This is a genomic window from Ancylobacter terrae (assembly GCF_045108345.1).
In the GTDB taxonomy this organism is placed as follows: domain Bacteria; phylum Pseudomonadota; class Alphaproteobacteria; order Rhizobiales; family Xanthobacteraceae; genus Ancylobacter.
The window spans coordinates 2,445,050-2,468,186 of record NZ_JBJGXH010000001.1 but is presented as its reverse complement, the minus strand read 5'-3'; the positions used below and the strand labels follow the sequence as shown (position 1 = coordinate 2,468,186).

The 23,137-nt window shown below is 71.6% G+C and carries 24 protein-coding genes; 9 read left to right on the top strand and 15 right to left on the bottom strand.

What is annotated here, in order from left to right:
- Positions 1–8 precede the first annotated feature (8 nt).
- A complete protein-coding gene (locus ACEUEL_RS11925; RefSeq protein WP_405705248.1) occupies positions 9–1,052 on the bottom strand; it encodes a hydantoinase/oxoprolinase family protein in 1,044 nt (347 codons plus the stop codon).
- The gene (locus tag ACEUEL_RS11920) at positions 1,049–2,008 is read right to left on the bottom strand and encodes an ATP-grasp domain-containing protein (protein WP_405705245.1); all 960 of its coding nucleotides are present in this window, start codon (positions 2,006–2,008) and stop codon (positions 1,049–1,051) included. Before ACEUEL_RS11920 ends, ACEUEL_RS11925 begins: the two co-directional genes overlap by 4 nt.
- 33 nt (positions 2,009–2,041) lie before the next feature.
- Here ACEUEL_RS11920 and ACEUEL_RS11915 point away from each other — a divergent pair, with 33 nt between their 5' ends.
- Positions 2,042–2,740, top strand: a complete 699-nt coding sequence (locus tag ACEUEL_RS11915; RefSeq protein WP_405705242.1) for a HisA/HisF-related TIM barrel protein — start codon at positions 2,042–2,044, stop codon at positions 2,738–2,740.
- Positions 2,741–3,135: 395 nt separating this feature from the next.
- On the opposite strand, the gene ACEUEL_RS11910 is transcribed toward ACEUEL_RS11915, so the two are convergent.
- From ACEUEL_RS11910 to ACEUEL_RS11885, 6 genes are all read right to left on the bottom strand, one after another.
- Positions 3,136–3,957, bottom strand: coding sequence for a triphosphoribosyl-dephospho-CoA synthase (locus ACEUEL_RS11910; RefSeq protein WP_405705239.1), 822 nt, complete (start codon positions 3,955–3,957; stop codon positions 3,136–3,138).
- A complete protein-coding gene (locus ACEUEL_RS11905; RefSeq protein WP_405705237.1) occupies positions 3,954–4,877 on the bottom strand; it encodes a RimK family alpha-L-glutamate ligase in 924 nt (307 codons plus the stop codon). Before ACEUEL_RS11905 ends, ACEUEL_RS11910 begins: the two co-directional genes overlap by 4 nt.
- Complete coding sequence (gene mch / locus ACEUEL_RS11900; protein ID WP_405705234.1) at positions 4,874–5,833, bottom strand: methenyltetrahydromethanopterin cyclohydrolase; 960 nt, start codon at positions 5,831–5,833, stop codon at positions 4,874–4,876. The genes ACEUEL_RS11905 and mch overlap by 4 nt, the downstream gene beginning before the upstream one ends.
- Before the next feature lie 10 nt (positions 5,834–5,843).
- The gene (locus ACEUEL_RS11895) at positions 5,844–6,995 is read right to left on the bottom strand and encodes an ATP-grasp domain-containing protein (RefSeq protein WP_405705231.1); all 1,152 of its coding nucleotides are present in this window, start codon (positions 6,993–6,995) and stop codon (positions 5,844–5,846) included.
- Complete coding sequence (locus tag ACEUEL_RS11890) at positions 6,973–7,869, bottom strand: NAD(P)-dependent methylenetetrahydromethanopterin dehydrogenase (RefSeq protein ID WP_405705228.1); 897 nt, start codon at positions 7,867–7,869, stop codon at positions 6,973–6,975. Before ACEUEL_RS11890 ends, ACEUEL_RS11895 begins: the two co-directional genes overlap by 23 nt.
- A gap of 73 nt (positions 7,870–7,942) precedes the next feature.
- Entirely contained in the window at positions 7,943–8,986 is a 1,044-nt protein-coding gene (locus tag ACEUEL_RS11885) for a beta-ribofuranosylaminobenzene 5'-phosphate synthase family protein (protein WP_405705225.1), read from the bottom strand.
- A gap of 149 nt (positions 8,987–9,135) precedes the next feature.
- Here ACEUEL_RS11885 and ACEUEL_RS11880 point away from each other — a divergent pair, with 149 nt between their 5' ends.
- Genes ACEUEL_RS11880 through ACEUEL_RS11860 form a run of 5 tightly spaced genes read left to right on the top strand, consistent with a single transcriptional unit; the run spans position 9,136 to position 14,097 of the window.
- Complete coding sequence (locus ACEUEL_RS11880) at positions 9,136–9,516, top strand: 4a-hydroxytetrahydrobiopterin dehydratase (RefSeq protein WP_405705222.1); 381 nt, start codon at positions 9,136–9,138, stop codon at positions 9,514–9,516.
- 4 nt (positions 9,517–9,520) lie between these two features.
- A complete protein-coding gene (locus ACEUEL_RS11875) occupies positions 9,521–10,726 on the top strand; it encodes a formylmethanofuran dehydrogenase (RefSeq protein WP_405705220.1) in 1,206 nt (401 codons plus the stop codon).
- A gap of 1 nt (position 10,727) precedes the next feature.
- Entirely contained in the window at positions 10,728–12,383 is a 1,656-nt protein-coding gene (locus ACEUEL_RS11870) for a formylmethanofuran dehydrogenase subunit A (protein WP_405705218.1), read from the top strand.
- Positions 12,380–13,297 carry a formylmethanofuran--tetrahydromethanopterin N-formyltransferase gene (fhcD, locus tag ACEUEL_RS11865; RefSeq protein WP_405705215.1) on the top strand — a complete coding sequence of 306 codons (918 nt, stop codon included), beginning with the start codon at positions 12,380–12,382 and terminating at the stop codon, positions 13,295–13,297. The genes ACEUEL_RS11870 and fhcD overlap by 4 nt, the downstream gene beginning before the upstream one ends.
- Positions 13,294–14,097 carry a formylmethanofuran dehydrogenase subunit C gene (locus tag ACEUEL_RS11860; RefSeq protein WP_405705212.1) on the top strand — a complete coding sequence of 268 codons (804 nt, stop codon included), beginning with the start codon at positions 13,294–13,296 and terminating at the stop codon, positions 14,095–14,097. Before fhcD ends, ACEUEL_RS11860 begins: the two co-directional genes overlap by 4 nt.
- A gap of 61 nt (positions 14,098–14,158) precedes the next feature.
- Here the strand turns inward: ACEUEL_RS11860 and aroE are convergent, their stop codons facing one another.
- Positions 14,159–15,004, bottom strand: coding sequence for a shikimate dehydrogenase (gene aroE, locus ACEUEL_RS11855; RefSeq protein WP_405705209.1), 846 nt, complete (start codon positions 15,002–15,004; stop codon positions 14,159–14,161).
- 196 nt (positions 15,005–15,200) lie between these two features.
- Here aroE and ACEUEL_RS11850 point away from each other — a divergent pair, with 196 nt between their 5' ends.
- Complete coding sequence (locus ACEUEL_RS11850) at positions 15,201–15,416, top strand: DUF1059 domain-containing protein (protein ID WP_405705206.1); 216 nt, start codon at positions 15,201–15,203, stop codon at positions 15,414–15,416.
- A gap of 46 nt (positions 15,417–15,462) precedes the next feature.
- Here ACEUEL_RS11850 and mgtE read toward each other — a convergent pair whose 3' ends face one another.
- From mgtE to ACEUEL_RS11820, 6 genes are all read right to left on the bottom strand, one after another.
- Positions 15,463–16,830 (bottom strand): magnesium transporter, encoded by a 1,368-nt coding sequence (mgtE, locus tag ACEUEL_RS11845; protein ID WP_405705203.1) that lies wholly within the window; start codon positions 16,828–16,830, stop codon positions 15,463–15,465.
- 258 nt (positions 16,831–17,088) lie between these two features.
- On the bottom strand, positions 17,089–17,808 hold the full coding sequence (locus ACEUEL_RS11840) for a (5-formylfuran-3-yl)methyl phosphate synthase (protein WP_405705200.1): 720 nt from the start codon (positions 17,806–17,808) through the stop codon (positions 17,089–17,091).
- Positions 17,805–18,371, bottom strand: coding sequence for a DUF447 domain-containing protein (locus tag ACEUEL_RS11835; protein ID WP_405705198.1), 567 nt, complete (start codon positions 18,369–18,371; stop codon positions 17,805–17,807). Before ACEUEL_RS11835 ends, ACEUEL_RS11840 begins: the two co-directional genes overlap by 4 nt.
- Positions 18,368–19,843, bottom strand: a complete 1,476-nt coding sequence (locus ACEUEL_RS11830; RefSeq protein ID WP_405705195.1) for a DUF6513 domain-containing protein — start codon at positions 19,841–19,843, stop codon at positions 18,368–18,370. Before ACEUEL_RS11830 ends, ACEUEL_RS11835 begins: the two co-directional genes overlap by 4 nt.
- Positions 19,844–19,850: 7 nt before the next feature.
- Positions 19,851–20,414, bottom strand: a complete 564-nt coding sequence (locus ACEUEL_RS11825; RefSeq protein WP_405705192.1) for a flavoprotein — start codon at positions 20,412–20,414, stop codon at positions 19,851–19,853.
- Positions 20,411–21,043: an amino acid kinase family protein gene (locus tag ACEUEL_RS11820; protein ID WP_405705189.1), complete on the bottom strand. Its 633-nt coding sequence runs from the start codon at positions 21,041–21,043 to the stop codon at positions 20,411–20,413. The genes ACEUEL_RS11825 and ACEUEL_RS11820 overlap by 4 nt, the downstream gene beginning before the upstream one ends.
- Before the next feature lie 319 nt (positions 21,044–21,362).
- Between ACEUEL_RS11820 and ACEUEL_RS11815 the strand changes: the two genes are divergently transcribed.
- Entirely contained in the window at positions 21,363–21,809 is a 447-nt protein-coding gene (locus ACEUEL_RS11815; RefSeq protein ID WP_405705186.1) for a c-type cytochrome, read from the top strand.
- A 99-nt stretch (positions 21,810–21,908) separates the two neighbouring features.
- On the top strand, positions 21,909–22,874 hold the full coding sequence (locus ACEUEL_RS11810) for a quinoprotein relay system zinc metallohydrolase 2 (RefSeq protein WP_405705183.1): 966 nt from the start codon (positions 21,909–21,911) through the stop codon (positions 22,872–22,874).
- The last annotated feature ends 263 nt before the right edge of the window (positions 22,875–23,137 follow it).

Genomic DNA, 23,137 nt, shown 5'->3' with positions numbered 1-23,137 from the left:
GGCCGGGTTCAGCCCGCCAGCGCGGCGGACAGGAGGCCGACCGCGACCGCGGGAGCGCAGTCGGCGGCCGGGCCGGCAAGGGCGGGATCGTCGGTGAGGACCTCGGCGAGGTCGAGATAGGGGATCTCGCGGCCGGCCGCCAGCCGGCGGGCGATGAAGCGCCCGACCCCGGCGCCGACCAGCAGCGCCGGCTGCGGCGTCTCCTGAGCCGAGGCGACGCAGTCGATCGCCCGCATCAGCCGGTGCGCCTGCGCGTCGGCGAGATGGCGCGCCAGCGCCACCGCCTTCGGCAGCCGGTCCGGGCGGAAATCCTGCCCGACCATGCGCAGCAGCCGCCGGGCGCTGGCCTCCACCGTCTTGGGCCCGCCATCGGCGGTCGGGTGCAGGTCGGCGTCCGCGGGAAGTTCGCCGGTGAGGCGGTGGATGTCGGCGGTGGTGGCGAACAGCTCCGCCATCAGCGGCACCCAGCGCCCCTCGAATGGCGCTTCCGGCGCCAGCGCCATCACCGCGGTGCGGGCGGCGCCGGAATAGATCAGCTCGTTGCGGGCGAGGCGCTCCGCATCGGTGAAGCCGCCGGCGGTGACCCGCGCGGCGGAGAACGGCACGATGTCCGTCGTGGTCGAGCCGATGTCGACGAGGAGGCCCTCGGGCAGCAGGTGGGCGAGCACGGCCGCCGTGGCGTACCAGTTGGCCGAGGCGATGGCGTCGGCATGGGCCACCGCCTGCTCGGCCGTCACGAACCCCTCCGGCCCCGCGAACAGGGCGAGCGGCGCGCCGGCGAGCTCGCGCGCGAGAATCGCCGCGGTGCCGACCACGCCCGCCCGCCGGTCCGGCCACAGATCGGCGACCTCGGCGGTCATGGTCACCGCGCTCGGCACGCCGGCGGGGAACGCCGCCCGCAGCGTGCGGATGGCGTCCGACAGGTGGTGCTCGCCCTGCCACACCGGGCAGGGCGCGATGCGGACGTCTTTCAGCCGGCCGTCATCGCCGAAGGCGGCGAGCTTCACATGCGCGCCGCCGATATCCCAGCCCAGCCGGGCGACCCTGCTCACAGCCACACCTCCACCGGCACGGGGAGGGGCAGATGCGGGATGTCCGGCACCGTGCCGTCGCGGATCAGCTCGGCGACGAAGGCGAGCGGGTTGATGCCGAGCGAGGCGCGCAGGCCCGCATAGGAGGTGGTGAGGCGCGGATTGATCTCCAGCACCACCGCCCCGTCCGCCGTCGCGAGGAAATCCACCCCGATCAGCCCGTGCAGGCCCGGCAGCGCCTCGAGCAGCCGCTCGGCGAGCACGCGCCAGTCCGGCTCGATCGGCAGCCCGCCAACGGTGACGCCCCGGAACACGAAGCGGTCGTCGATCACCTCCATGTGCTGGAGGCTGGCGGCGAGCACATGGGCGCGGCCCGACTGGCAGAGCATGACGAGGCTGGCCGGGCGCCCGTGCCGGAACGGCTGCACGACGACGCCATGCGGCAACTCGGCGGGAAGCGGCTCGACCAGACGCGTGTCCAGCGAGCCGGCGCCGTCGTCCGGCTTCACCACGAAGGGGCCGGAGGCGCCGGCCGGCACGGCGTCGGCCGCCCAGGTCGGCACGGTGGCGATGCCGGCCTCGCCGAGCGCCTGCGCGGTGGCGCGCTTGCTGGCGCAGAGGTTCAGCGTGGCGAGATCGCTGGCGATCACCCGGCTGCCATTGGCGGCCATCAGCGCGGCGAGGTCGGCGAGTTCGCCGCCGGTCTCCGGTGCGATCGGCCAGCAGCAGTGCGCTTTCGCCGCCAGCTCGGCCCACAGCGGCTTCGCGCCGTCGCTGCCGTCCACCGGCACGCTCTCGCCCCGCGGCGGGGGCGGCAGGCGGGAGTCGTGTGTCGTGATGACGCGGACCCCGGGCAGATCCTCGAGATCGCCGATCAGCGCGTCGCGCATCAGCGTCGCCTCGGCGAGCAGCGAGGGCGGCAGCGGATTGCCCGCGAGCCCGCCGCCTGTCACGGTCTCGCATACGAAGACGAGCATGGATCGATCCGTTTGCTGGGGGATTGAAGGGGCGTGGAACTTATACCGGTCCTCGACCTGATGGGAGGGGTGGTGGTGCGGGCGCGACGCGGGGAGCGCGACGCCTACCGGCCGATCGAGACGCCGCTGTGCGCGGGTGCCGATCCGCTCGACATGACGGCAACGCTGCTCGGGCTGGCCCCGTTCCGCACGCTCTACATCGCCGACCTCGACGCCATCCGCCGCACCGGCGGGCATGACCGCGTGATCGCCGCCATCGCCGCGCGCTTTCCCGCGCTCGATCTCTGGGTCGATGCCGGCGACGACACGCCGGAGGCCATCGCCCGCCGCCGGGCGGAGGGGCCGGGCGTGCCGGTGCTCGGCACCGAGATCATGCGCGACGGCGGGCACGGGCGCGCGCTGCTGGCGGCGGCGCCGTCGGTGCTCTCGCTCGACCATGATTCGCGGGGACGGCTGGGGCCGGAGGCGATCCACGACGAGCCGGCGCCCTGGCCGGAGCGGGTGGTGGTGATGACGCTGGCCCGGGTCGGGGCGGGGCAGGGGCCGGACCTCGACCGGCTCGACGCGGTGATCGCGCGGGCCCGCTGTCGGCATGTCTACGCCGCCGGCGGCGTGCGGCACGGGGCCGATCTCGACCGGCTGGCGCAGGCCGGCGCCGCCGGCGTGCTGCTGGCGAGCGCGCTGCACGACGGCGGGGTGAGCGCGGCCGATCTGGCGCGGTTCGCGGGCTGAGGGGTGGCGCGGTCGGGATTTGGATGCGGCGCGATCCCGCCGCATCGTCATCCCCGGGCTTGTCCCGGGGATCCACGCCTTTGCGTAGCGCTGAGGGGAGTCGTGGATGGCCGGGACGAGCCCGGCCATGACGGGCGGATGTGCCGACGCGCGATCCCGGCTCTCCGCCTTCGGCTGCGGCCGGGATGACGTGAGTGGGGAAGTCGCGGATGGCCGGGGCAAGCGGTCCCGTCATCGTGAAGGCATTCCGGTCCTGCATCGTCATCCCCGGGCTTGTCCCGGGGATCCACGCCTTTGCGTAGCGCTGAGGGGAGTCGTGGATGGCCGGGACGAGCCCGGCCATGACGTTCGGTAGCATGCGCGTGGCTGCCGGCCACCTTCCGAACGGCGCCGCGTCAACCGCCGAGGCGCGCCGCGAACAGGGTCGCGACGGTGAGGTCGGCGCTGGTGCCGGGGTTGAGGCCGCGCGCCTTCAGTGACGCGTCGAAGGCGGCGAGCGGCGGGTGGCGGCGGGCGGTGGGGGCATGCCAATCGACCGCACGCGCGACGGCCGCCGCCTCGGCGCGCACCTCCTCGGCGACCGCCGCCCCGAACTTGCGGGCGATGTGGCTGTCCGGGAAGGCGGCCATGAAGGCGAGATGCACCGCTTCCGTGCGCGCGTCTGCCTCGGTGTCGGCCATGTCCGCCCGGCGGGCGAGGCCGATCTCGAAGATGTCCGAGAAGCCGTGCGTGTATTGCCACGCGATGCGATCGCGGTCCGCGGCGGCGGCCATGGCGGCAAGCAGCGTCACCGTCGCGGGGGCGGCGACGTCGTGCGCCTCCGCCCGGCCGAGCCCGCCGGGATTGGCCAGCGCAATGCCGCGGAAGGCGCCCTCCGCGTCCGCGACGGTGAGCCCGGCCAGCACCTGCGCCACCGTCTCCCGCAGCTTTCCGCCGCGCTCGGCGGCGGCCGCCAGCGGCGCGCAGAGCAGGACGATGCCGAGATTGGTGTTGCAGCCGGCCGCCGCCATCGAGGCCGCGACCGCGCCCGCGATCCGCGCGCCGACGCTCGCCCCCGGCGCGGCGATGAAGGGCGCCGCCGCCTCGGCCGCCGCCTCGAACTGGGCGACCTCCATGCCGTGGCCGGCGGCGAAGCGGTGGACATTGCCGGGCTTCAGCGCGTCGAGCTCGGCCCGGCAGGCGGCGCGGAAGGCCGCCGCGATCGCGGCCGGGCTCAACGCGCCGTCGCCGGGGCGAGCGTGCGGCCGAGGTGGCCGGCCAGCGCGGCGGCGACATCGATGCCGGTCGCCTTCTGCAGCCCCTTCCACGCCGGCATGGAGTTGACCTCCAGCACGAGGAACTCGCCGCGCGCGTTCTCGATCAGGTCGACGCCGGCATAGTCGGCGCCCACCGCCCGTGTCGCGGCGACCGCGAGCGCCGCCGGCGTGCCGTCGAGCGGGGCGGCCTCGCCCACCGCGCCCTGGTGGATGTTGGTGATCCAGCGCTCGGAATGGCGGATCATCGCCGCCACCGGCCGGTCGCCGATCACGAAGACGCGCCAGTCCTGATAGTCGCGCTCGCGCCCCAATTCTTTGTCGCGGGCCGGCCCCTCGACGAATTCCTGCAGGTAATAGACGCCGCCGACCTTGTCCGGCTCGGGCAGGCTCGCGCGCGGGGCGATGCGCCTGATGCCGCGCCCCTGCGCGCCGAACAGCGGCTTGAGCACCGCGTCCGCCGGCGCGGCATCGACCAGCGCCTGCATCGCCGCGCGGTCCTCCCGCACGAAGGTGCGCGGCGTCGGCAGGCCGGCCTTCGCGACGAGGAAGCTGGTCATGCTCTTGTCGACGCAGCGCTCGATGGCGCGGGCGTCGTTCATCACCTTGACGCCGAGCTCGCGCAGCGCGTGCAGCAGCCCCAGCCGGGCGGTGATCTGCTCGGTCGAGCCCGCCGCGATCACCCGCACGAAGGCGGCGGCGGGCAGGCTGTCGCCGAGCCCGGGGATCATCAGCCCGTGCGGCGTCTCGCCGATGGCGAAGCCGCAATCGTTCAGCGAGCGCACCAGCACGTTGAACCCCTCGCGCTCGATGGCGCGGGCGAGGTTGCGGGTGTGCCAGTCGGCATCCTCGGTGAAGATGACCGCCGTGTCGTTCACGCTCATGCGAAGGACCGGTCGAGGATGTCCTCGTGGAAGGCGCCGAAGGTGAAGCTGCGCCCGGTCTCCAGCGCGGTGACGGTGACGCGCGCGGGGGAGAACAGCATCGGGTCCATGGCGTAGAAGTCGCCCTTATAGGCGGTGAAGATCTCCCCGAAGGTGCGCCCGTGGTCGCGCGAGGAGGCGCTCGGCAGTCCCTCGGCCAGCTCGCGCGCCTCGTCCTCCGGCCCCTCGACGAAGAGTTGCACGTCGCCGCCATAGAGCGTCGCGTCGTTGGTGCGGCCCATGGCGGAGACGAAGTCGGGCGCGGGCGGGGGCAGCGGCGAGGAGCCGATGCCGTCGACGATGCGCTCCAGCGGGAAATGCAGCGTATGCGTCTTGTGCAGCGCCACTTCCAGCACGCGGGCGACGATCTGCACCGTGCCGGCGAGGCTGCGGGTCGGGGTGAGGATCAGCGTCAGGTTTTCCGGCGCCACGCCGCACTCGGCCGCGACATGGGCGACGAGGCTGTCGGGCGGGGTGCGGTCCACCTCCAGCACGAGGGCGGCGTGCTCGGCGCTGTCCTTGTAGGCGAGCTCGCCATAGAGCGTCTCCTTCGCCCACAGCGCGCGGGCGGGACCGGAGCCGAGCGCGAAGAAATCGCCCTCCGCGAGGCTCCAGCCGGCATACTGGCTGCCGAGGCAGGCGAGCACGGGGTCGAGCGTCGAGACGTTGACCATGTTGCCCCAGCGCCGGAAGCGGGCGCTGTCGGCGATCGTCACCTTGCCGAGCCCGCCGAGGCAGATCTCGGCGATGCGCCGGCCGGCCTCGACGCCGCCGCGGACCTCAATCCCGGCATCGACGATGCGCGCGCCGCAGGGGCTGCGGGTGACGCCGAGCCGCAGCAGCGGGGCATCGGCGACGAGGGCGTCGACCAGGGGCCGCGCGAGGGCGGAAACGCTGGGGCGGGTGTTGGCGGTCATGGGGGCACTCCTACTCTGCGGCCTTGCGGTGCGCCTCGCCGAGGCGCGTCCACAGGTCTTTCTGCCGCTCGGCGAGGAGGCGGCGGGCGTCGGTGACATCGCGCCCCTCGGCGAGCAGCGTGCAGACCGGTTCCCCGATCTGCAGCCGCGTGCCCGTGGCGGGGCGGTCGGCGACCCAGTCCGGCAGCGGGTCGAGCCGCATCTCGAACGGGGCGGGGGCATAGAACACGGCGGCCGCATGGGCGGGTCCGGCCGTCAGGTCCGGCAGCGTGCCGGGGGCGGGCAACCGACCCTCGCAGGCCTCGACATGCAGGCGCAGCAGCGGCGGCATCGGATCGTGGTCAAACACGTCGAGCGTCGCGCCGGGGCGGGGATTGACCTCGATGAGGTGCCAGCCGTCGGCACCGAGGATGATGTCGGCGCTGGCGAGGCCGACCATGCCGGTGGCGGCGACGATGCGGGCGAGGGCGGCCTCGATGTCGTGCGCCATCTGGGCGGGGAGGGCGACGGGTCCGGCCGCGCCGCCATAGCGATAGGGGGCGTCGGGAGAGGGCGCGCACCATTGCTCGGAGAAGCCGAGCAGCACGCTCGCCGTCCCGTTGCCGAGGAAGAGCGCCGAGACGGTGCGGCCGGGGAGGAACTCCTGGAGATACCAGTGTTCATCCCGCGGGACCTGCGCCGGGCGCACGTGCCAGCCGCCGGCGGCGCCGATACGCTTCTCCAGCGTGGCGATGCCCTCCGGGGCGGGGCCGAAAAACAGCCGCGGGTGGGGGATCGAGAGCGTGGCCAGCAAGGCCGCGAAGGCCTGCGGCTGCTTCAGCCGGGCGATGACCCGGCTGCCATTGCCGATCAGGGCGAACCGGGTCTCGATCGCCTCGATCAGCGCGAGCTGGTCCTCGAAGCCCGAGCCGATGACGACGGGGGTGCCGTCGGCGGCATGGGTGCCGAGCTGCTCGATCAGGTCGTCGCCGTCGAAGGTGAGGCCGCCCGTGCCGCGCAGCGGGATCGCCTCCACCGCCAGCGCCCGCGTGTCGGCGTCGGCGAAGAGGTCGAGCGCGATCGGGCGCAGGCCGGCGCGCCGCGCGGCGGCGGCGAGCCCCCGCGCGGCCGTGGCGACGACGACGATGTCGGGGCTCGCCTCAGGCGGAGAGCGACCGGGCAATGCTGTAGGCATCCTCGAACCCGATGGTGAGGGCGGTGTCGGTCGCGCGCATCCGCTTCAGCAATTCGTGCTGCACCCGGTACTTGAGATGGCCGATGACGAGGGCGCCGACCCCCAGCGCCCCGCCCGCCAGCGGCTTGCCGTCGTCGAGCGCCTCGACGCCCGCGATCCCCGAGGGCGGCACGGCGTTCACATCCGCCGCCACCTTGAGATTCTTCGCGAAAGCGAGGTTGTCGGCGGAGAGGATCTGCACGCCCGCCTTGCCGCAGGCCAATACCACGTCGGCCTCGGGCAGCAAGGCGTTCTTTTCCTCGTCGTTGCGCGCCGAGGCGCTGGCGAGGTCGACGTCGAAGCGCACCTTGAAATCGGCCGCCTTGAGCCGGACGGTGTCGACGTCGCGGTGGCTCACCAGCGTCACCCTGGCGCCGGCCTGCGCGGCGATCACCGCGGCGATGCCGCCGACCACGCCGGTGGCGCCGTAGACCTGCACGTTCGCGCCCTTGAGCCCGCCCTCGCGGCGCCCGCGCAGCTTGCGCTCGACCTCGGCGATCATCGCGGCGGCGGTGGTGAAGGAGCCGGCCGGGTCGACGAAGATCGAAATCTCGAAGGGCGGGAACAGCGCGCTGCGCGCTTCCTTCGCCATGTCGAGCGCGAGGCTCGCATCCTTGCCGCCGATGAACAGGCCCGTGCGCGCGGCATGGTCCGGCGGGCGCGAGAACATCATGTCCTGGGTGAGGTCGGTCATCTCCTCCAGCCGGACATTGGCATAGGGCAGGATGGTCGCGTAGCCGGCATCGACGGCCATGTTCACGTCGAACGGGCTGACCTGCTTGAGCGGCGAGATGATGTGGAGGATCGGGGCGATGTCCGCCATGTCGTTCTTCTCTCCCTGGGCCGGGGCGCGTCGTCGGCGCCTCCTTGCGGAAATCATGATCGGCGCGGAGGAATCAGCCGTCCGGCGCGCCGTCGTGGTCGGCGCGGGTGAGCCACTCGATCCGGGCGCCGCGGTTGCTGCCGCGCACGCTGTCGAAATCGAGACCCGGGCGGTCGCCGAAGCGGTCGCGGATCCCGTGGAGCAGCTTGTCGGCCTCGTCCCCGCTTCCCACGATGGCGAAGCCCGTGGGACCCCAGGAACTCTGGCCGACTCCCTTGATGCCCTCGCCCTCGATCCATGACATGACCTCGGCGACGGCACTGCTCGTATAACGGCCTCCCTGCGCGCCCGCATAGTGGTCGCCGAGCAGTCTTTGCATTTCCCCGATGGCTTCGCCGAAATGTCGCACGTCGTGCTCGGCGAGCGCGGGCAGCGCCACCATCAGGACGAGCCGGGCGAGATGGGCGGCGAGCGTGTCGGCGAAGGGCGGCAGGTTCGCCATCGCCTCGTTCTCCTCGGCTCCGCTCAGGCCCTGATGGGCGTGGTCGTAGACGAGCAGGATCCGCCATTCCTCCGGGAAGGGCAGGCGGGACAGGATGGGCGGGGGCGCGTCGCCGGCGCCGGTGCCGAGCCGCTTGCCGCCGTCGAGGATGACGCCGCCCTCGGTGAAGGCGCCGATGCCGATGGAGGAGCGCGCGCCGCGCCCGAGCACCTCGCCGAGCAGCCGCGCATCGGGCGTGCGCCCCTGCAGCAGGCACAGGCCGGAGGCGGCGGCGAGGGCCATCTGCGTGCCGGAGCCGAGCCCGGCATGGGCCGGCAGCGCCGCTTCCACCGTGATGTCGAGATGGTCCGACAGGCCGAGCCGACGTGCGACCTTTTCGACCGTGGCGCGGGCGCGGTCGCTGTCCGGCCCGCGGGCCGCGAGCGCGGCGGCGGGGGAGAGGCGCACGATGGTCGAGGGCCGCTCCAGCGCCACGCCGAGACTGCCGAAGCGGCGCCCGAGCGTGCCCGCGAGGTCGACGAATCCAAGATGCAGCCGGCCCGGCGCGGTGATGCGCAGGGCAGCGTCGCGCCCGTGGGGACGGGCGGAGTCCGGCGTGGCGATCGTCTTGTTCACGGGCGTTTCCTCGTCCGGCATCGTAAGACCGAGCGGCTTCGCGCCACAAGCCTGCCGCCGGGATGTTTGCGAAGGCGCCTTCCAGCGTGCTACCGAATCGGAAAATCGCCGGCCACGAGAACCGGCCGGCAGGTACGAGGAAGCGCCGCATGGCGGTCGATCCCAAGAAGACGTTTTCGGAAAGCGAGATCGAGGCCCGGCTTGCCGCCGAGCTGCCGAAATGGCGGCTGGAGGACGGCTGGATCCGCCGCACCTACAAGACATCGAGCTGGAAGGGCACGCTGATGGTGATCAACGCCGTCGGCCATCTCGCCGAGGCCGCCTGGCATCATCCCGACATCACCGCCTCCTATGCCTGGGTGGAGGTGCGGCTGATGAGCCACGACGCCAAGGGCGTCACCGAGCGCGACTTCCAGCTGGCGAAGAAGATCGAGGAGTTCGTCGGCTGGCAGCCGGGGAACGAGGAGGGCAGCGCCCTCGAAGGCACGCCGCGCAGCGACCTGCGCTTCGCCTACATCAAGCACGATTGAGACCATGGCCGAGAGCACTGCCGCCCGCACCGTCCGCGATGTCGTCTGCGCCTTCTGCGGGCTCGGCTGCGACGATCTCGTCGTCGAGGTCGAGGGCCGCGCGGTGCGCCCGGCCGCCAATGTCTGCGCCGAGGCGGCGCGCCTGCTCAGCCGGAGCGGCACCGACGCCGTCCCGGCGGCGCCCGAGGCCTATGAGCGCGCCCGCGCCATCCTCGCCGGCGCCCGTGCGCCGCTCTTCGCCGGGCTCGGCACCGATGTGAACGGCGTCCGCGCCATTCTCGACCTCGCCCGGACCACCGGCGGCGTGCTGGACCATGCCGCCTCCGACGCTCTGTTCCGCAACTACGCCAGCACCCAGCGCACCGGCTGGCTGGCCACCACCCTCGCCGAGGTCCGCAACCGCTGCGACGTGCTGCTGGTGATCGGCAACGACCCGACACCCGCCTTCGGACGGCTGTTCGAGCGCCTGTTTCCGGCCTCGCCGCTGTTCACCGGGGCGCGGCGGGTGATCTTCCTCGGGGGTGAGCCGGGCGCGCGGGCGCAGGCCCAGCTCGCGGGTGCCACCGTCACCACCATCCCCGCCGACGACCTCGTCGCCGCCACCGCGACGCTGGCCGGTGTCGTTGCCGGGCGGGCGGGGGAGGGGCCGCTGGCCGAGGTCGCGAGCGCGCTGAAGGGCGCCGCCTATGCGGTCGTCACCTGGAACGCGGCGGAACTCGACGCCGGCGATCTGATCGCCGAGCGCGCCACCGCCATCGTCGATACGCTGAACAAGACCACCCGCGCGGGCGTGTTCCCGCTCGGCGGGCGCGACAACATCATCGGCGTCAACCAGGTGCTGCTGTGGCGGCTCGGCTACCCGCTGCGCACCGCCATCCGCGGTGAGATCTCCGCGCATGACGGCGACCTGTTCGCGGCGGACGTCGCGATGCGCGACGCCGACGTGCTGGTCTGGGTGTCCGCGTTCCGGCCCGATCCGCCGCCCGCGCGCCTGCTCGACGGCTTCAAGGGCCGGGTGATCGTGATCGGCCATCCCGAGACCGTCTTCGATTCTGAGCCGGACGTGTTCATCCCGGTCGGCACTCCGGGTATAGATCACGCCGGAACCGTGTTCCGCATGGATTCCATTGTGAGCCTGCCGCTCGGCGCCTTGCGCGTCGCGACGCTTCCCGGCGTCGCCGAGGCTGTGCGCCGGATAGCAGGGGGATGAGATGAGGCTGAGGCTCAAGGGCGGGCGCGTGCTCGACCCGGCCCATGGCGAGAACCTCGTCGCACGCGACGTCGAAATACTGGATGGGCGCATCGTCGCCCCGACGCATGAGAAGGCCGACGCCGAATACGACGTCGCCGGCGACGTCGTCATGGCGGGCGGCATCGACCTGCACAGCCATATCGCCGGCGGCAAGATGAACCTCGCCCGCTTGCTGATGCAGGAGGATCGTCGCGCCTTTCCCGAGATGCCCGGCAATTTCTGCGGCTGCGGGGGCGGGCGCGCGGTGCCGACCGCGCACGCCACCGGCTGCCGCTATGCGGAGCTCGGCTACACCACCGTGTTCGAGCCGGCGATGGTTGGGGCCAATGCGCGCGGCGCGCATCTGGAGATGGCCGACATCCCCAATCTCGACACTGGCGCCTATCTGGTGCTGGGCAATGACGACTACATCCAGCGTCTCATCGCGGCGGGCGCGAAGCAGGAGCAGATCAACGCCTATGTCGGCTGGATGATCGAGGCGACGCAGGCCTTCGCCATCAAGATCGTCAATCCCGGCGGCATCAACGCCTTCAAGTTCAACGCCCGCTGGATGCAGCTCGACGAGGCGAACCCTCATTACGGGGTGACGCCCCGCACCGTGCTGACCACGCTGATCCGGGCGGTGACCGAGCTCGGCATCCCCCACCCGATCCACCTGCACGGCTGCAATCTCGGCGTGCCCGGCAATGACGAGACCACGCTCGCCACCATCCGCGCGGCGGAGGGCCGGCGCCTGCACCTGACGCATCTGCAGTTCCACAGCTACGGCACCGAGGGCGACCGCAAGTTTTCCTCCGCGGCCGCGCGCATCGCCGAACTCGTCAATGCCAACCCGAACATCTCCGTGGATGTCGGGCAGGTGATGTTTGGCCAGACGGTGACCGCCTCGGCCGACTACATGTCGCAATACCGCAATCGCGGCCTCGCCTCGCCGAAGAAGTCCATCGGCATGGACATCGAGCTCGACGCCGCCTGCGGCGTGGTGCCGTTCGAGTATCGCGACCGGAATTTCGTCAACGCGCTGCAATGGGCGATCGGGCTGGAGCTGTTCCTGCTGGTGGAGGACCCGTGGCGGATCTTCCTGACCACGGACCACCCGAACGGCGGGCCGTTCACCACCTATCCGCACCTCATCCGCCTGCTGATGGACCGCGATTTCCGCAACGCCCAGCTCGCGACGCTGAACAAGGCGGCGCAGAAGCACACGCTGCTGCCGCAGATCACCCGCGAATATTCGCTGGAAGAGATCGCCATCCTCACCCGCGCCGCCCCCGCCCGCATCCTCGGGCTCACCGACAAGGGCCATCTCGCGCCCGGCGGGGTCGGCGATGTCGTCGTCTATGCCGAGGATGCCGACCGCGAGGCGATGTTCTCCAGGGCCAAGCTCGTCTTCAAGAACGGCCGGCTGATCGTGAAGGACGGCGCCATCGTCGAGACGGTCGCCGGCACCACCCATGTCGCCCGCCCCGCCTTCGACCGCTCGATCGAACGCGACATCGACCGCTGGTTCGACGAGGCGGTGGGGCTGAAGGCGAAGCATTTCCGCGTCGCCGACCACGAACTGCGCAACGGCGCCGGGCCGACCATCCTGAAATGCGAGGGGGTGGCGCCATGATCATCAACGGCGTCGAGATCCGCGACAGCTTCGCGGAAGCGTTCCCGATGGTGGGCACCCGCCTCATCGTCACCGCCGACACGCCCGAATGGGCGCTCACCGCTGGGCGCGTCACCACCGGCTTCGCCACCTCGGTCATCGGCTGCGGCTGCGAGGCGGGCATCGAGCGGGAGGTTCCCGCCGACGAGACCCCGGACGGGCGGCCCGGCGTGTCGCTGCTGATCTTCGCGATGGACTTCGGCTCGCTGAAGAAGGTGGTGCCGCTGCGCCTCGGCCAGTGCATCCTCACCTGCCCGACGACGGCCTGCTATGCCGGCATGGAGACCGGCAAGCGCGTGCCGCTGGCCAAGACCATCCGCTATTTCGCCGACGGCTTCCAGATTTCGAAGAAGATCGAGGACAAGCGCTTCTGGCGGCTGCCGGTGATGGAGGGCGAGTTCGTCTGCGACGAGGACACCGGCTCGGTGGAGGGCGTCGGCGGCGGCAACTTCCTCATCCTCGCCCGCGAGCGCGGGCAGGCGCTCAAGGCGGCGGAAGCCGCGGTGGCGGTGATGACCAAGGTGCCGGGCGTGATCCTGCCCTTCCCCGGCGGGGTGGTGCGCTCGGGCTCCAAGGTCGGCTCGAAATACAAGGGCCTGTTCGCCTCGACCAACCATTTCTACTGCCCGACCCTGCGCGGCGCGGTCGACAGCGCGCTGCCCCCGGAAGTCGGTTCCGTGATGGAGATCGTCATCGACGGGGTGAGCTTCGAGGCGGTGTCGGAGGCCACGAAGGTCGGCATCAACGCGGTCTGCGCGATCGGCGCGGCGGGCGGCATCGTCGCCGTCGACGCCGGCAATTACGGCGGCAATCTCGGGCCGTTCCATTTCAAGCTGCGCGAGATCATGGCGGCGGATGCGGAGGCGGCGCGATGAGCGGCATCACCCTGCGCCCCCGCGCGCCCCTCGCCGCGCGCGTCGATCTCGCCGGCGTCATTCCGTCAGTGCTGGCCGGACAGTCGCTCACCGCCGCCGAGCGCATCGAGGTGCCCCATGGCGGCCGGCGCGTGAAGCTGGCCGAACTCTTCTTCGTCGAGCGCGGCCTCGAAGGCGTGCTGCTGATCGAGGGTGGCGACGCGAGGCTCGACCATGTCGGCGCCGGGCTCGACGGCGGCGAGGTCATCGTCGACGGCCCCGTCGGCGCTTCGGCCGGGGCCGGCATGAGCGCGGGCATCGTGCGCATCGCCGGCGGCGCGGGCGACTTCCTCGGCGCCGAGATGGCGGGCGGGCGGATCGAGGTGGCCGGCAATGCCGGCGACCATGCCGGCGCGGCCGGCTCGGGTTCCCGCCGCGGCCTCTCGGGCGGTGTGCTCGCCATACGCGGCAATGCCGGCGCCCGGCTCGGCGAACGCCAGCGCGGCGGGCTGATCACGCTCGGCGGCGATGCCGGCGAGGGCCTCGCCACCGACATGATCGCCGGCACGCTGGCGCTGTCGGGCACGGCGGCGGACGGCGTCGGTCGCGGCATGAAGCGCGGCACCATTCTCGTCCATGCCGCCCTGCCTCTGGTCGAGGGCTTCGCCGACACCGGCACGCATGACCTGATCGCACTGCGGCTGATCGCCCGGCGCGTACCGGACCTCGCCGGCTTCATCGGCACGGCGACCCGCGCCCGCCGCCTCGTCGGCGACACGCTCACCGGCGGTCAGGGCGAGGTGCTGGTGCTGCAGGGCTAGAGCGTATTCGAGCGGAGTGGATTCCGGTTCGCGTGAAGAAAACGCGTGGAAACAAAATGCTCTAGACGCCCAGCGCCTCCGCCAGCGCCGCCCGCATCACGCCACGGTCCGGGTCGACGCCGGTCCAGCGCTCGATGGCGATCGCGCCTTGCCCGACCAGCATGGCGAGCCCGTCGACGGTGCGGCAGCCGCGCGCCTGCGCCTCGCGGATGAAGCGGGTGCGCGGCGGGTTGGGGATGCCGTCCGCGACCACCATGTGCGGGGCGAGGCTCGTCATGTCGACATCGGGCCGGGCGTCGACGTCCGGATAAAGCCCGATCGAGGTGGCGTTGATGACGATGTCGGTCGCCTCCGGCACCCGATAGGTGCCCGACCATTCGACGAAGTCGGCCGTAGCCGGCGTGCGCGCATTGATCAGGTCGACCACCGGCATGCCGCGCTCGCGGCTGCGGTTCACCAGCGTGATATGGGCCGCCCCCGCCAGCGCCAGTTCCACCGCCACCGCGCGCGCCGCCCCGCCCGCGCCGAACAGCACGATCCGCGCGCCGGCGGGATCGCGCACCGGCGTCAGCCCGGCGACGAAGCCGCGCCCGTCGGTGTTCTCGCCGATCAGGCGGTCGCCCTCGCGCACCACCGTGTTCACCGCGCCGATCAGCTCCGCCGAGGTGGCGAGCCGGTCGAGATGGCCGATCACCGCCACCTTGTGCGGGATCGAGCAGTTGAAGCCCTTCCAGCCCATGGCCAGCGCCCCGCGCACGGCATCGCCCAGCCGCTCCGGCGCCACCTCGCAATTGATGTAGCGGGCATGGATGGCGTGATGGCGATAGGCGGCCTCGACCATGGCGACGGTCGGGTTCTCGCCCGCCGGCCGGGCGAAGGAGCCGGTGAGCATCGGCAGGAAGTCCATCGCGCATCTCCAAGGTTGGCCGGCAAGGCGTAGCACGTCGGCGCCGGGATCGGCGAGGGCGCGCAACATGCCGTAGCGGCAGGGTTATCCGCCCGCGCCGGTCCGCTTTCGTGATTTCGGCGCCGCCGGCTGCGGGCGTAGTCTCGCGCCCCGGCGCCCGGCGCGCCTGCCGGGTGCGGGTCCACAGGAGGCATTCATGGGACGCATGTTCGTCGATTGCCGCGACGTGCCCAGCGAGAAGAACTGCACCGTCGCCATCGCCGCCGACAGCGAGCGCGAACTGCTCGACGCCGTGGTGCAGCACGCGGTCGCCGTCCACGGCGCCAAGGACAGCCCCGCGTTCCGCGCCGAGCTGAAGAAGGCCATCCATCCCGGCACGCCGCCGATGATGGCCGCCCACCGCGCCGCATAGGAATGGCAGTGTCCCGGCCGGCTCCTGTCCGGCCGGGACGCCCGGCCTACAGCAGCGTGCCGTGCAGGATCGCCAGCGCGACGGTGAAGTAGATCACCAGGCCGGTCACGTCGATGAAGGTGGCGACGAAGGGCGCCGAGGCGCTCGCCGGGTCGAAGCCGCAGCGGCGCAGCACGAAGGGCAGCATCGAGCCGATCAGCGAGCCGAAGGTGACGATGGCGACCAGCGCCGAGCCGACGGTCAACGCCACCAGCGCCCAGTGCTCGCCATAGTCGTGGAAGCCGGCGAGTTGCCAGATGGTGATGCGGATCATCCCGAGCGAGCCGAGGATGGAGCCCAGCGTCAGGCCGGCCGGCAGTTCGCGCAGCGCCACCCGCCACCAGTCGCCGAGCTTGATCTCGTGCAGCGCCAGCGCGCGGATGATCAGCGAGGTCGCCTGCGAGCCGGAATTGCCGCCCGAGCTCATGATCAGCGGGATGAACAGGGTCAGCACGATGGCGCGCTCCAGCTCGTCCTCGAAATGCTGCATCGCGCTGGCGGTGAGCATCTCGCCGAGGAACAGGATCGACAGCCAGCCGGCGCGCTTCTTCAGCATCTCGAAGAAGCCGATCTCCATATAGGGCTCGTCCAGCGCCTCCATGCCGCCGAACTTCTGCGCGTCCTCGGTGCCCTCCTCGATGATGGCGTCCATCATGTCGTCGACGGTGACGATGCCGAGAACGTGGCGGCGCTCGTCCACCACGGGCATGGCGAGCAGGTCGTATTTCAGGATCTGCCGCGCCACGTCCTCGCGATCCGCGAACGGGGTGGTGGTGATCGGCTCCTGCGCCGGCGCCACCGAGAGGATCGGCGCGTCCGGCTCGCCGGTGATCAGCCGGCGCAGCGTCACCGCCTTGACCAGCCGGCCATGCGGATCGAGTACATAAATGGCGTAGATGGTCTCGCGGGTGCGCTCGACCACACGCAGGTGTTGCAGCGTCTCGCCCACCGTCCAGTGCACGGGCACGGTGACGAATTCGGTCGTCATCAGGCTGCCGGCGCTGTGCTCGGGATAGGAGAGCACCTGCTTGAGCGCGTATTGCGTCTCGGGATCGAGCCGGGCGAACAGGTCCGAGCGCGCGGGCTCCTCGAGATCGCGGAACAGCTCGGCCGCGCGGTCGGCGGACATGGCGCTGATCAGCTCGACCGCGTGCTCCTCCGGCAGCGCCTCGATCAGCTCGCTGCCGTGATCGAAGTCGGCATCGTCCATCACCTCCGCCGCCCGGTCGACGGGCAGCGAGGCGATGAAGGAGGCGGCTTCCTCCGGTTCGCGCTCGTTCAGCGCCTCGACGATGTCGGCCGCGTGGGCGGAGGCGAGATCGTCGGGCAGCGCGGCGACGTCGGCCGGCACATCCGCGATGCGATTGTCTTCCATGGGAGGCTCTCTTTCCGTCGACCGGCCGTCACGGCGGTCGCGGGGAGCCGATCGGAGGATCAGGCCGCGGCAGCCATTGACGGCGCGAACAATCGACTACTGTCGTCGCTGGGCATGGGGGTTGATATCCGCAGGTTGGCGACGGCATCGCGACGCCGTCGATGGGCCGTGCATGAACCCGCCCGGCGGGGCTGTCAAGCGCGGTTGCCGGGCTCACGGCACACCGTTTCGGGAGGGGCAGGCCGTTGATGACAGGTCCTAAGCACCCGCGGCGGGCGCCGCCTTGGTCAGGCGCGTGCGCACCGCCCGCAGCCGGCGCGGATCGAGCCGGCCGCTGCGCCCGCCGGTGCAGAGCGCGCCGCGGAAGCCGAGATAATCCGCACCGACCGGCTTCAGCGTGGCGATGTCGGCCAGCGACAGCGAGCCGGCGAGCCCGGTCATCAGCCCGTGCCGGCGCGCCTCCACCACGAACTGGCTGAGCGTCAGCGCGTCGAGATGGTCGGTCAGCCGGCCGGCGGCCTTGTCGGCGGTGTCGATCATCACGCCGAGGAAGCCGGCGCGGGCGATGGCCGGCAACAGGCCGAGATCCGGCTCCTGGTCGGCAAACAGCACGGCGATGAGCTGCGTGCGCGTGGCGAGCGGCGCCAGCGCCCCGATGCAGTCGGCCGCGTGGTCGGACTGGAAGATACCCACCTTGACGATCGGCACGCCGGCCGCCGCCACCCGCTCGGCCGCGGCGCGCAGGATCGCCGGCACCATGGGCTGGTCGCCGGCGGTGGCGGAGAGCAGCGGGCGCGGCTGCGGCCACGCGTTCCACAGCTGCACCGCGCTCACCAGCGCCTCGCTGCTCCAGGCGCCGAGCGCGCCGAAGGACGGCTGCTTGAGGTCGACGACATCCGCCCCGCCGGCGCGGGCGAGCCGCATCTCGCCGAGATCGGCGACGCTGGCGAGCAGGCGCGTGACGGGGCGTTCGCTCACGAGGCGCGCTTCCGGCGATGCTCGGCGATGGCCTCCATCAGCCAGCCCCAGGCTTCGAGCTCGGCGGGGCCCGCGGTCTTCTCCACCGCGATGGTGAGATAGGCGACCTCGGCGTCGATCTTCTCGTCGGTGAGCATGGAGAGCCGCGAGACCAGCACCGCTGCCTCGATCACCGCCGCCTTGGCGCGGTTCATGCCGTCGAAGCGGGTGTGGCCCTCGCCGTGGTAGATCTTGCAGAAGAAGCGCGGGCGCTGCGGGTCGTCCTCGATGCGCTCCACCGTGATCTCGTCGTGGGAAAGCGCGTCGGCGAGGCGCGGGCAGTCGATATAGGTCGCCTTGCGCACGTCGACGGAGAGCTTGCGCCCGACCACGCAGCCGGCGAAGACGCGCACGTCGTCGGTGAGGTTCACGACGCCGATCCGGGTCTCCGCGAGATTGGTCAGCGTCGTCGACGGGCGGAACGGCTGCAGAAGATAGCCGCCCTCGATCAGCGTCGCCCCCATGGGCGCGATGTGGGGCGTGCCGTCCAGCGCGCGGGTGGTGACGATGGTCTCGATGATCACGGCGTGCCTTCGTCCTCTTTCCCGCCCCGGTTCCCGTCGTCCCGGCCCTTCGCGCCGCCGCCGGCGGCCTGCAGCGTGGTGCCGGCCGGCTTGAAGCTGTGCACGTCGGCGTCCGTGCCTCCACTTGCCCCCGCCGCGCCCCAGCGCAGCCCCTCGTCCTGCGCGTAGCGCTTGCCGAGGGCGAAGGCGATCTCGGCGCGGGCCGTCTCCACGCCGAGATAGAAGGCGTGGGCGCCGTCGCTCTCGACGCCGAGATGAGGGAACAGCGCGAAGGGATCGGCCGCGACGTGATGTCCCTCGCGGTTATAGATGTGGACGCCGTCCTGCGCCACCTCGATGCGGAAATTGCGGTCGCGCACCGCCGCCGCCAGCCGGCCGATCTCCTCCGGCGAGGTGGCGAAGGGGCGGCGGTCGCGCAACGCCATCAGCCCGCCGCCGAAGCCCTGCGGCAGCGCGCCGGCCTCCCGGGCGGCGAAGAACTCGCGCCGCGCCCGGTCGAACTCGCGCACCGCGGTGCGGCAATGCGGGCTCACCTGCACCGCGAGCACGGCGTTGAGCCGGAGCTCGGAGATGATGCCCATCAGGATGGCGTTGATGCCGGTAGTGTCGGCGTCGGTCAGCTCGGTGACGTTGCCGATGCCCATCAGGATCGGGATGTCCGGAAAGTGTCGGCGCAACTCGGCATAGCGCTCGATCGAGGCGGTGAAGCCGTAATGGATCGGATCGAGGATCGGGTCGGCGAGGAAGGGGCGGCCCTGCGCCAGGCATGTCTCGACCGCGCGGATCAGCGAGGGCAGGTCGCCCTGCGTCGCCGGCACCAGCACCGGGACGGCGGTGCCCGCCTCGGCGATGGCGAGGTTGGTCTCGTTCAGGCTGAGCAGGTAGTCGGCTCCCGCACGGGTGGCGCGGGCAAGTTCGCCGGCATCGAACGAATCGACGCTCACCTTCAGCCCCGCGCCCTTCAGCGCCGCGATCGCGTCTTCCATGTGCGGGAAGGGCGTGTCCGGCAGGCAGCCGAGGTCGATCACCTCCGCGCCGTCGGCGGCGAGCGCGCGGGCCTTGGCGAGGATGGCGTCGACGTCGAGGGCGCTGGCGTCGACGATTTCGGCGAAGATGGTGACGTCGTGCCGGGAGAGGTCGGCCGCGCGCCGGCCCTTGCCGAAATAGTCCGGTAGGTCGGCGAGCTCGTCCGGCCCGCGCGCGAACGGCACGCCGAAGAAGCGCTCCAGCCGGGCGAGGTCGCCCTTGAAGCGGCCGGGCATCAGCACGCGGTCGGTGCCCTCGGGCAGCTTCAGGCGCCGCTCGACGATCTCGGCGGTCATCAGCGCGGCGACCTTGACGCCGACATTGACGACGACGGGATCGAGCGCGGGGCCGGCGATCTCGGCCGCGACCTTCCTGAGGCGCGGTTCGGCCAGCGAGCCGGTGACCAGCGCGATGCGCCCCGCGCCCGGATCGGCGGGATCGCCCATCGCCGGCTCAGCCCGCCGCCGGTGCGGCAGGGGCGGCGAGATGCGCCCGCCGCGCGGCGATGGCGGCCTCGAGCTCGGCGAGCGATTCGACCACGGTGGTGTCGTCGAACTCCTTGAGCTTCGCCGTGTTCTCGAGGTCGATCCGGCGCGGATAGACCGGCACCGGGCCCTTCGGTGCCATGGTGATCATCTCCGGCGCGGTATCGCAGGCGAAGACGATGGCGTGCACCCGGCACTTGCCGGCCTGCGCGAAGCAGTTGGTCACCAGCGTGTCGGAAATGCCGAACACGCATTTCGCGACGGTGTTCGACGAGGCCGGCGAGACGACGAGCGTGTGGTAGAGCCCCTCGTAGAACCGCCCCACCGGGGCCGAGCTCGCGGTCGTCTCGTGGAAGATGCGGGTGTCGGGCGGCAGCTGCTGCTTGTACATGCGCAGCACCTCGTCCGCCGCCTTCGAGACGAACAGGTCGACCGCGTCGAGCGAGCGGATCAACGCAATCGATTCGGTGAAGAAATGGCCCGAGCCGGTGAGCGCCCAGCCCCAGCGGGGATAACCGTCCTTGCCTGTCATGCCGCCGTCCCGAGGGGAAATTCCGTGGTGAGCGCGTCGTCGAGCGACATCGCCCTTACCATGCCGGGCAAACGCGCCGCCAGATGCGGGAAATGGGCATCGACCAGTCCCTGCGCCACCCATGTCTCCGGAGGACCGTCCGGCGTCGTCACGGCAGCCGCCTTGACGAGGGTGAGCCGGGCGCCGAGGCGCAGCGCCAGCCAGGCGGCGAGGCTGTCGGAGGTGACGTCCCAGCTCTCCGGCAGCTCGGCGGCGTCGGCATCGAGCGCCATCGCCGCCGGCAGCCACAGCGCGGCGCAGCCGGCATAGTGCGCCCCGTCGATGGCGTCGGCATCGGTGCAGGGGATGAGCCCGCTTTCCAGGTCCGCCAGCGCTTCCGCCGTCTGCTCCATGGCGAGGATCGCCATGCGGTGCGCCGCCCGCTCGCTCAGGGCGAGGCGGGGCTGCAGCGCGCGGACCGCATCGGCCAGCGGCCCGCCGCCGCCCACCACCACGATCGGCGCCCCGATCTGGGCGAGCCGCGCCAGCAACTCGCGCAGCCGCGGCGCGCCGAGCAGGCTGCCGCCGAGCTTGAGCACGTGCGGGCGGATCCGGGCGGGCGCGGGTGACATGGTGGGCGGCTTCTCCATTTGCTGCACCGATGCTGCGCACAAAACGCGCAGCCGAATGGCGTGCCGCAAGGCTACGCCGCCCTCCGCGCGGCTTCAAATCGCCGGCCGGCCGGGTACCCGGCCGTGTCCCGGCTTCCCGTTGCCTGTCCGCGGCCTCGTGACGTCGTGACGCACCTCGGCCGCGCTGCACGCGGGCGCCAAAGCCTGCGACGATACGCCGAGGCGGTTCGGAGGGGCGGCGCCTTTTTGCCGTCTAGGATCGTTCCAGAGTTCCGGCTAGAGTGCCGCCCAATCCGCTGCCACAAGGCAGTGACGACTGTCCCCGGGAAGGAAAACAATGAATCGAATCCTGCTTTCCGCCGCCGCCCTCCTTGCCCTCGGCACCGTCGCCGCCCACGCCCAGGACGCCGCCGCGCCGGCCGCCGCCGCCCCGGCTGCGGCCGCGAGCGCCGGCGATCCGGAGAAGGGCGCCAACGTCTTCAAGAAGTGCATGGCCTGCCACGCCGTCGGCGAGGGTGCCAAGAACAAGGTCGGTCCGGAGCTGAACGGCATCATCGGCCGCAAGATGGGCGCCGTCGCCGGCTTCAACTATTCGGACACGCTGAAGGAGCACAACGCCAAGGGCGACGTGTGGACAGCGGAAGTCCTGTCGAAGTACCTCGAAAACCCCAAGGGTTACATGCCCGGCGTGAAGATGGTCTTCGCCGGCCTGCCCAAGGAGACCGACCGCGCCGACCTCGAGGCCTATCTCGGCCAGTTCGACGAGAGCGGCAAGAAGAAGTAGCCCTCAGGTCAATGGCCGACGCGCGGCTCGATGCGGCGCGCCGGCTTTCCCCTTCCGGCGCCCGCCGCTGCGACGGGCGCTTCTCGCCGGAGGGCAGCCATGCCCGGTCGCGCGGACGAACCCGATCGACGCTCAGTGCTCGCACTCGGCCTTGCCGCCGCCCTGGCTCCGGGCATCGGGGTGGAGCGCGCCGCCGCGACGCCGGCCGAAGCGCCGTTGCCGCTCGACGAGGTGGCGCCGGGCATCCACGTCTTCCGCGCGCCCTATGAACTGCTGGCGCCCTCCAATGCCGGCGCCATCGCCAACATGTCGCTGGTGGTGGGCGACGAGGCCGCCCTCGTCATCGACACCGGCAACAGCGTGATCGCCGGCCGGCGCCTGCTCGCGGCGGTGAAGGCGGTCACCGACAAGCCGCTGCGCTATATCGTCAACACGCACATGCATCCCGACCATGTGCTGGGAAACGCGGCGTTTTCCGGTGTCGATGCGCGCTTCGTCGGCCACCGGAAGCTGCCCCGCGCGCTCTCCATGCGCGCCGAGACCTATATCGAGCAGCTGCGCCGGACGATGGGCGACGCGGTGGCGGCGCAGAGCGGGGTGATCATCCCCGACCTGCTGGTCGAAGACCGGCTGGAGCTCGATCTCGGCAACCGCCGGCTGGTGCTGGAGGCGCAGCCGACCGCGCACACCGACAACGACCTCACCATCCGCGACACGGCGACCGACACCTGGTTCCTCGGCGATCTGCTGTTCATGGGCCATGTGCCGACGCTGGACGGCAGCCTCAACGGCTGGCTGGCGCTGATCGACCGGCTGGTCGCGCTGAAGGCGGCGCGCGTGGTGCCGGGTCACGGCCCGGCGAGCGCGCCCTGGCCGGGCGCCATCGCGTCCGAGACGGCCTATCTGGCGGAGCTTCGCGCCGAGGTGCGGGCCTTTGTCGCGCGTGGCGGCAGCATGGCCGAGGCGGGTGAGACGCTGACCGGCGGGCGCGGGAACTGGGCGCTGTTCGACGACTTCAACGCGCGCAACGTCATCGCCGCCTATCACGAGCTCGAATGGGAGTGACGTGCCCCTCCGGCGGCACGCGCGTCTGAGCAGGTGCAGCACGCCATTCCCCAGGGAATGCTGCAATCTGCAACAAGATTCCGCAGTATTGGCGGTGCAGCATGAGGCAGTCCTTCGCACATGCAGCAAAATCATAATAAGACTTTTTTCTCTTAGAGGTTCTTATTGCGTACCGGCAGAATTGCGGCTAGCCTCGTTTCTGTCTTCGGCTTCAACGGGTGTCGGGCCATCAGGTTCGCCCCCCGGTTCGTAGGCCAGCTTGG

Excerpts from the sequence above, each read along its gene's own strand:
- ACEUEL_RS11905 (WP_405705237.1), bottom strand. The coding sequence starts at position 4,877 with ATGAGCGTGAACGACACGGCGGTCATCTTCACCGAGGATGCCGACTGG.
- ACEUEL_RS11830 (WP_405705195.1), bottom strand. The coding sequence starts at position 19,843 with ATGGGCGATCCCGCCGATCCGGGCGCGGGGCGCATCGCGCTGGTCACC.
- ACEUEL_RS11890 (WP_405705228.1), bottom strand. The coding sequence starts at position 7,869 with ATGGCGGACATCGCCCCGATCCTCCACATCATCTCGCCGCTCAAGCAG.
- ACEUEL_RS11815 (WP_405705186.1), top strand. The coding sequence starts at position 21,363 with ATGAATCGAATCCTGCTTTCCGCCGCCGCCCTCCTTGCCCTCGGCACC.
- aroE (WP_405705209.1), bottom strand. The coding sequence starts at position 15,004 with ATGGACTTCCTGCCGATGCTCACCGGCTCCTTCGCCCGGCCGGCGGGC.
- ACEUEL_RS11875 (WP_405705220.1), top strand. The coding sequence starts at position 9,521 with ATGGCCGAGAGCACTGCCGCCCGCACCGTCCGCGATGTCGTCTGCGCC.
- ACEUEL_RS11870 (WP_405705218.1), top strand. The coding sequence starts at position 10,728 with ATGAGGCTGAGGCTCAAGGGCGGGCGCGTGCTCGACCCGGCCCATGGC.
- ACEUEL_RS11880 (WP_405705222.1), top strand. The coding sequence starts at position 9,136 with ATGGCGGTCGATCCCAAGAAGACGTTTTCGGAAAGCGAGATCGAGGCC.
- ACEUEL_RS11920 (WP_405705245.1), bottom strand. The coding sequence starts at position 2,008 with ATGCTCGTCTTCGTATGCGAGACCGTGACAGGCGGCGGGCTCGCGGGC.
- ACEUEL_RS11860 (WP_405705212.1), top strand. The coding sequence starts at position 13,294 with ATGAGCGGCATCACCCTGCGCCCCCGCGCGCCCCTCGCCGCGCGCGTC.
- ACEUEL_RS11850 (WP_405705206.1), top strand. The coding sequence starts at position 15,201 with ATGGGACGCATGTTCGTCGATTGCCGCGACGTGCCCAGCGAGAAGAAC.
- mgtE (WP_405705203.1), bottom strand. The coding sequence starts at position 16,830 with ATGGAAGACAATCGCATCGCGGATGTGCCGGCCGACGTCGCCGCGCTG.
- ACEUEL_RS11825 (WP_405705192.1), bottom strand. The coding sequence starts at position 20,414 with ATGACAGGCAAGGACGGTTATCCCCGCTGGGGCTGGGCGCTCACCGGC.
- ACEUEL_RS11810 (WP_405705183.1), top strand. The coding sequence starts at position 21,909 with ATGCCCGGTCGCGCGGACGAACCCGATCGACGCTCAGTGCTCGCACTC.
- fhcD (WP_405705215.1), top strand. The coding sequence starts at position 12,380 with ATGATCATCAACGGCGTCGAGATCCGCGACAGCTTCGCGGAAGCGTTC.
- mch (WP_405705234.1), bottom strand. The coding sequence starts at position 5,833 with ATGACCGCCAACACCCGCCCCAGCGTTTCCGCCCTCGCGCGGCCCCTG.
- ACEUEL_RS11820 (WP_405705189.1), bottom strand. The coding sequence starts at position 21,043 with ATGGAGAAGCCGCCCACCATGTCACCCGCGCCCGCCCGGATCCGCCCG.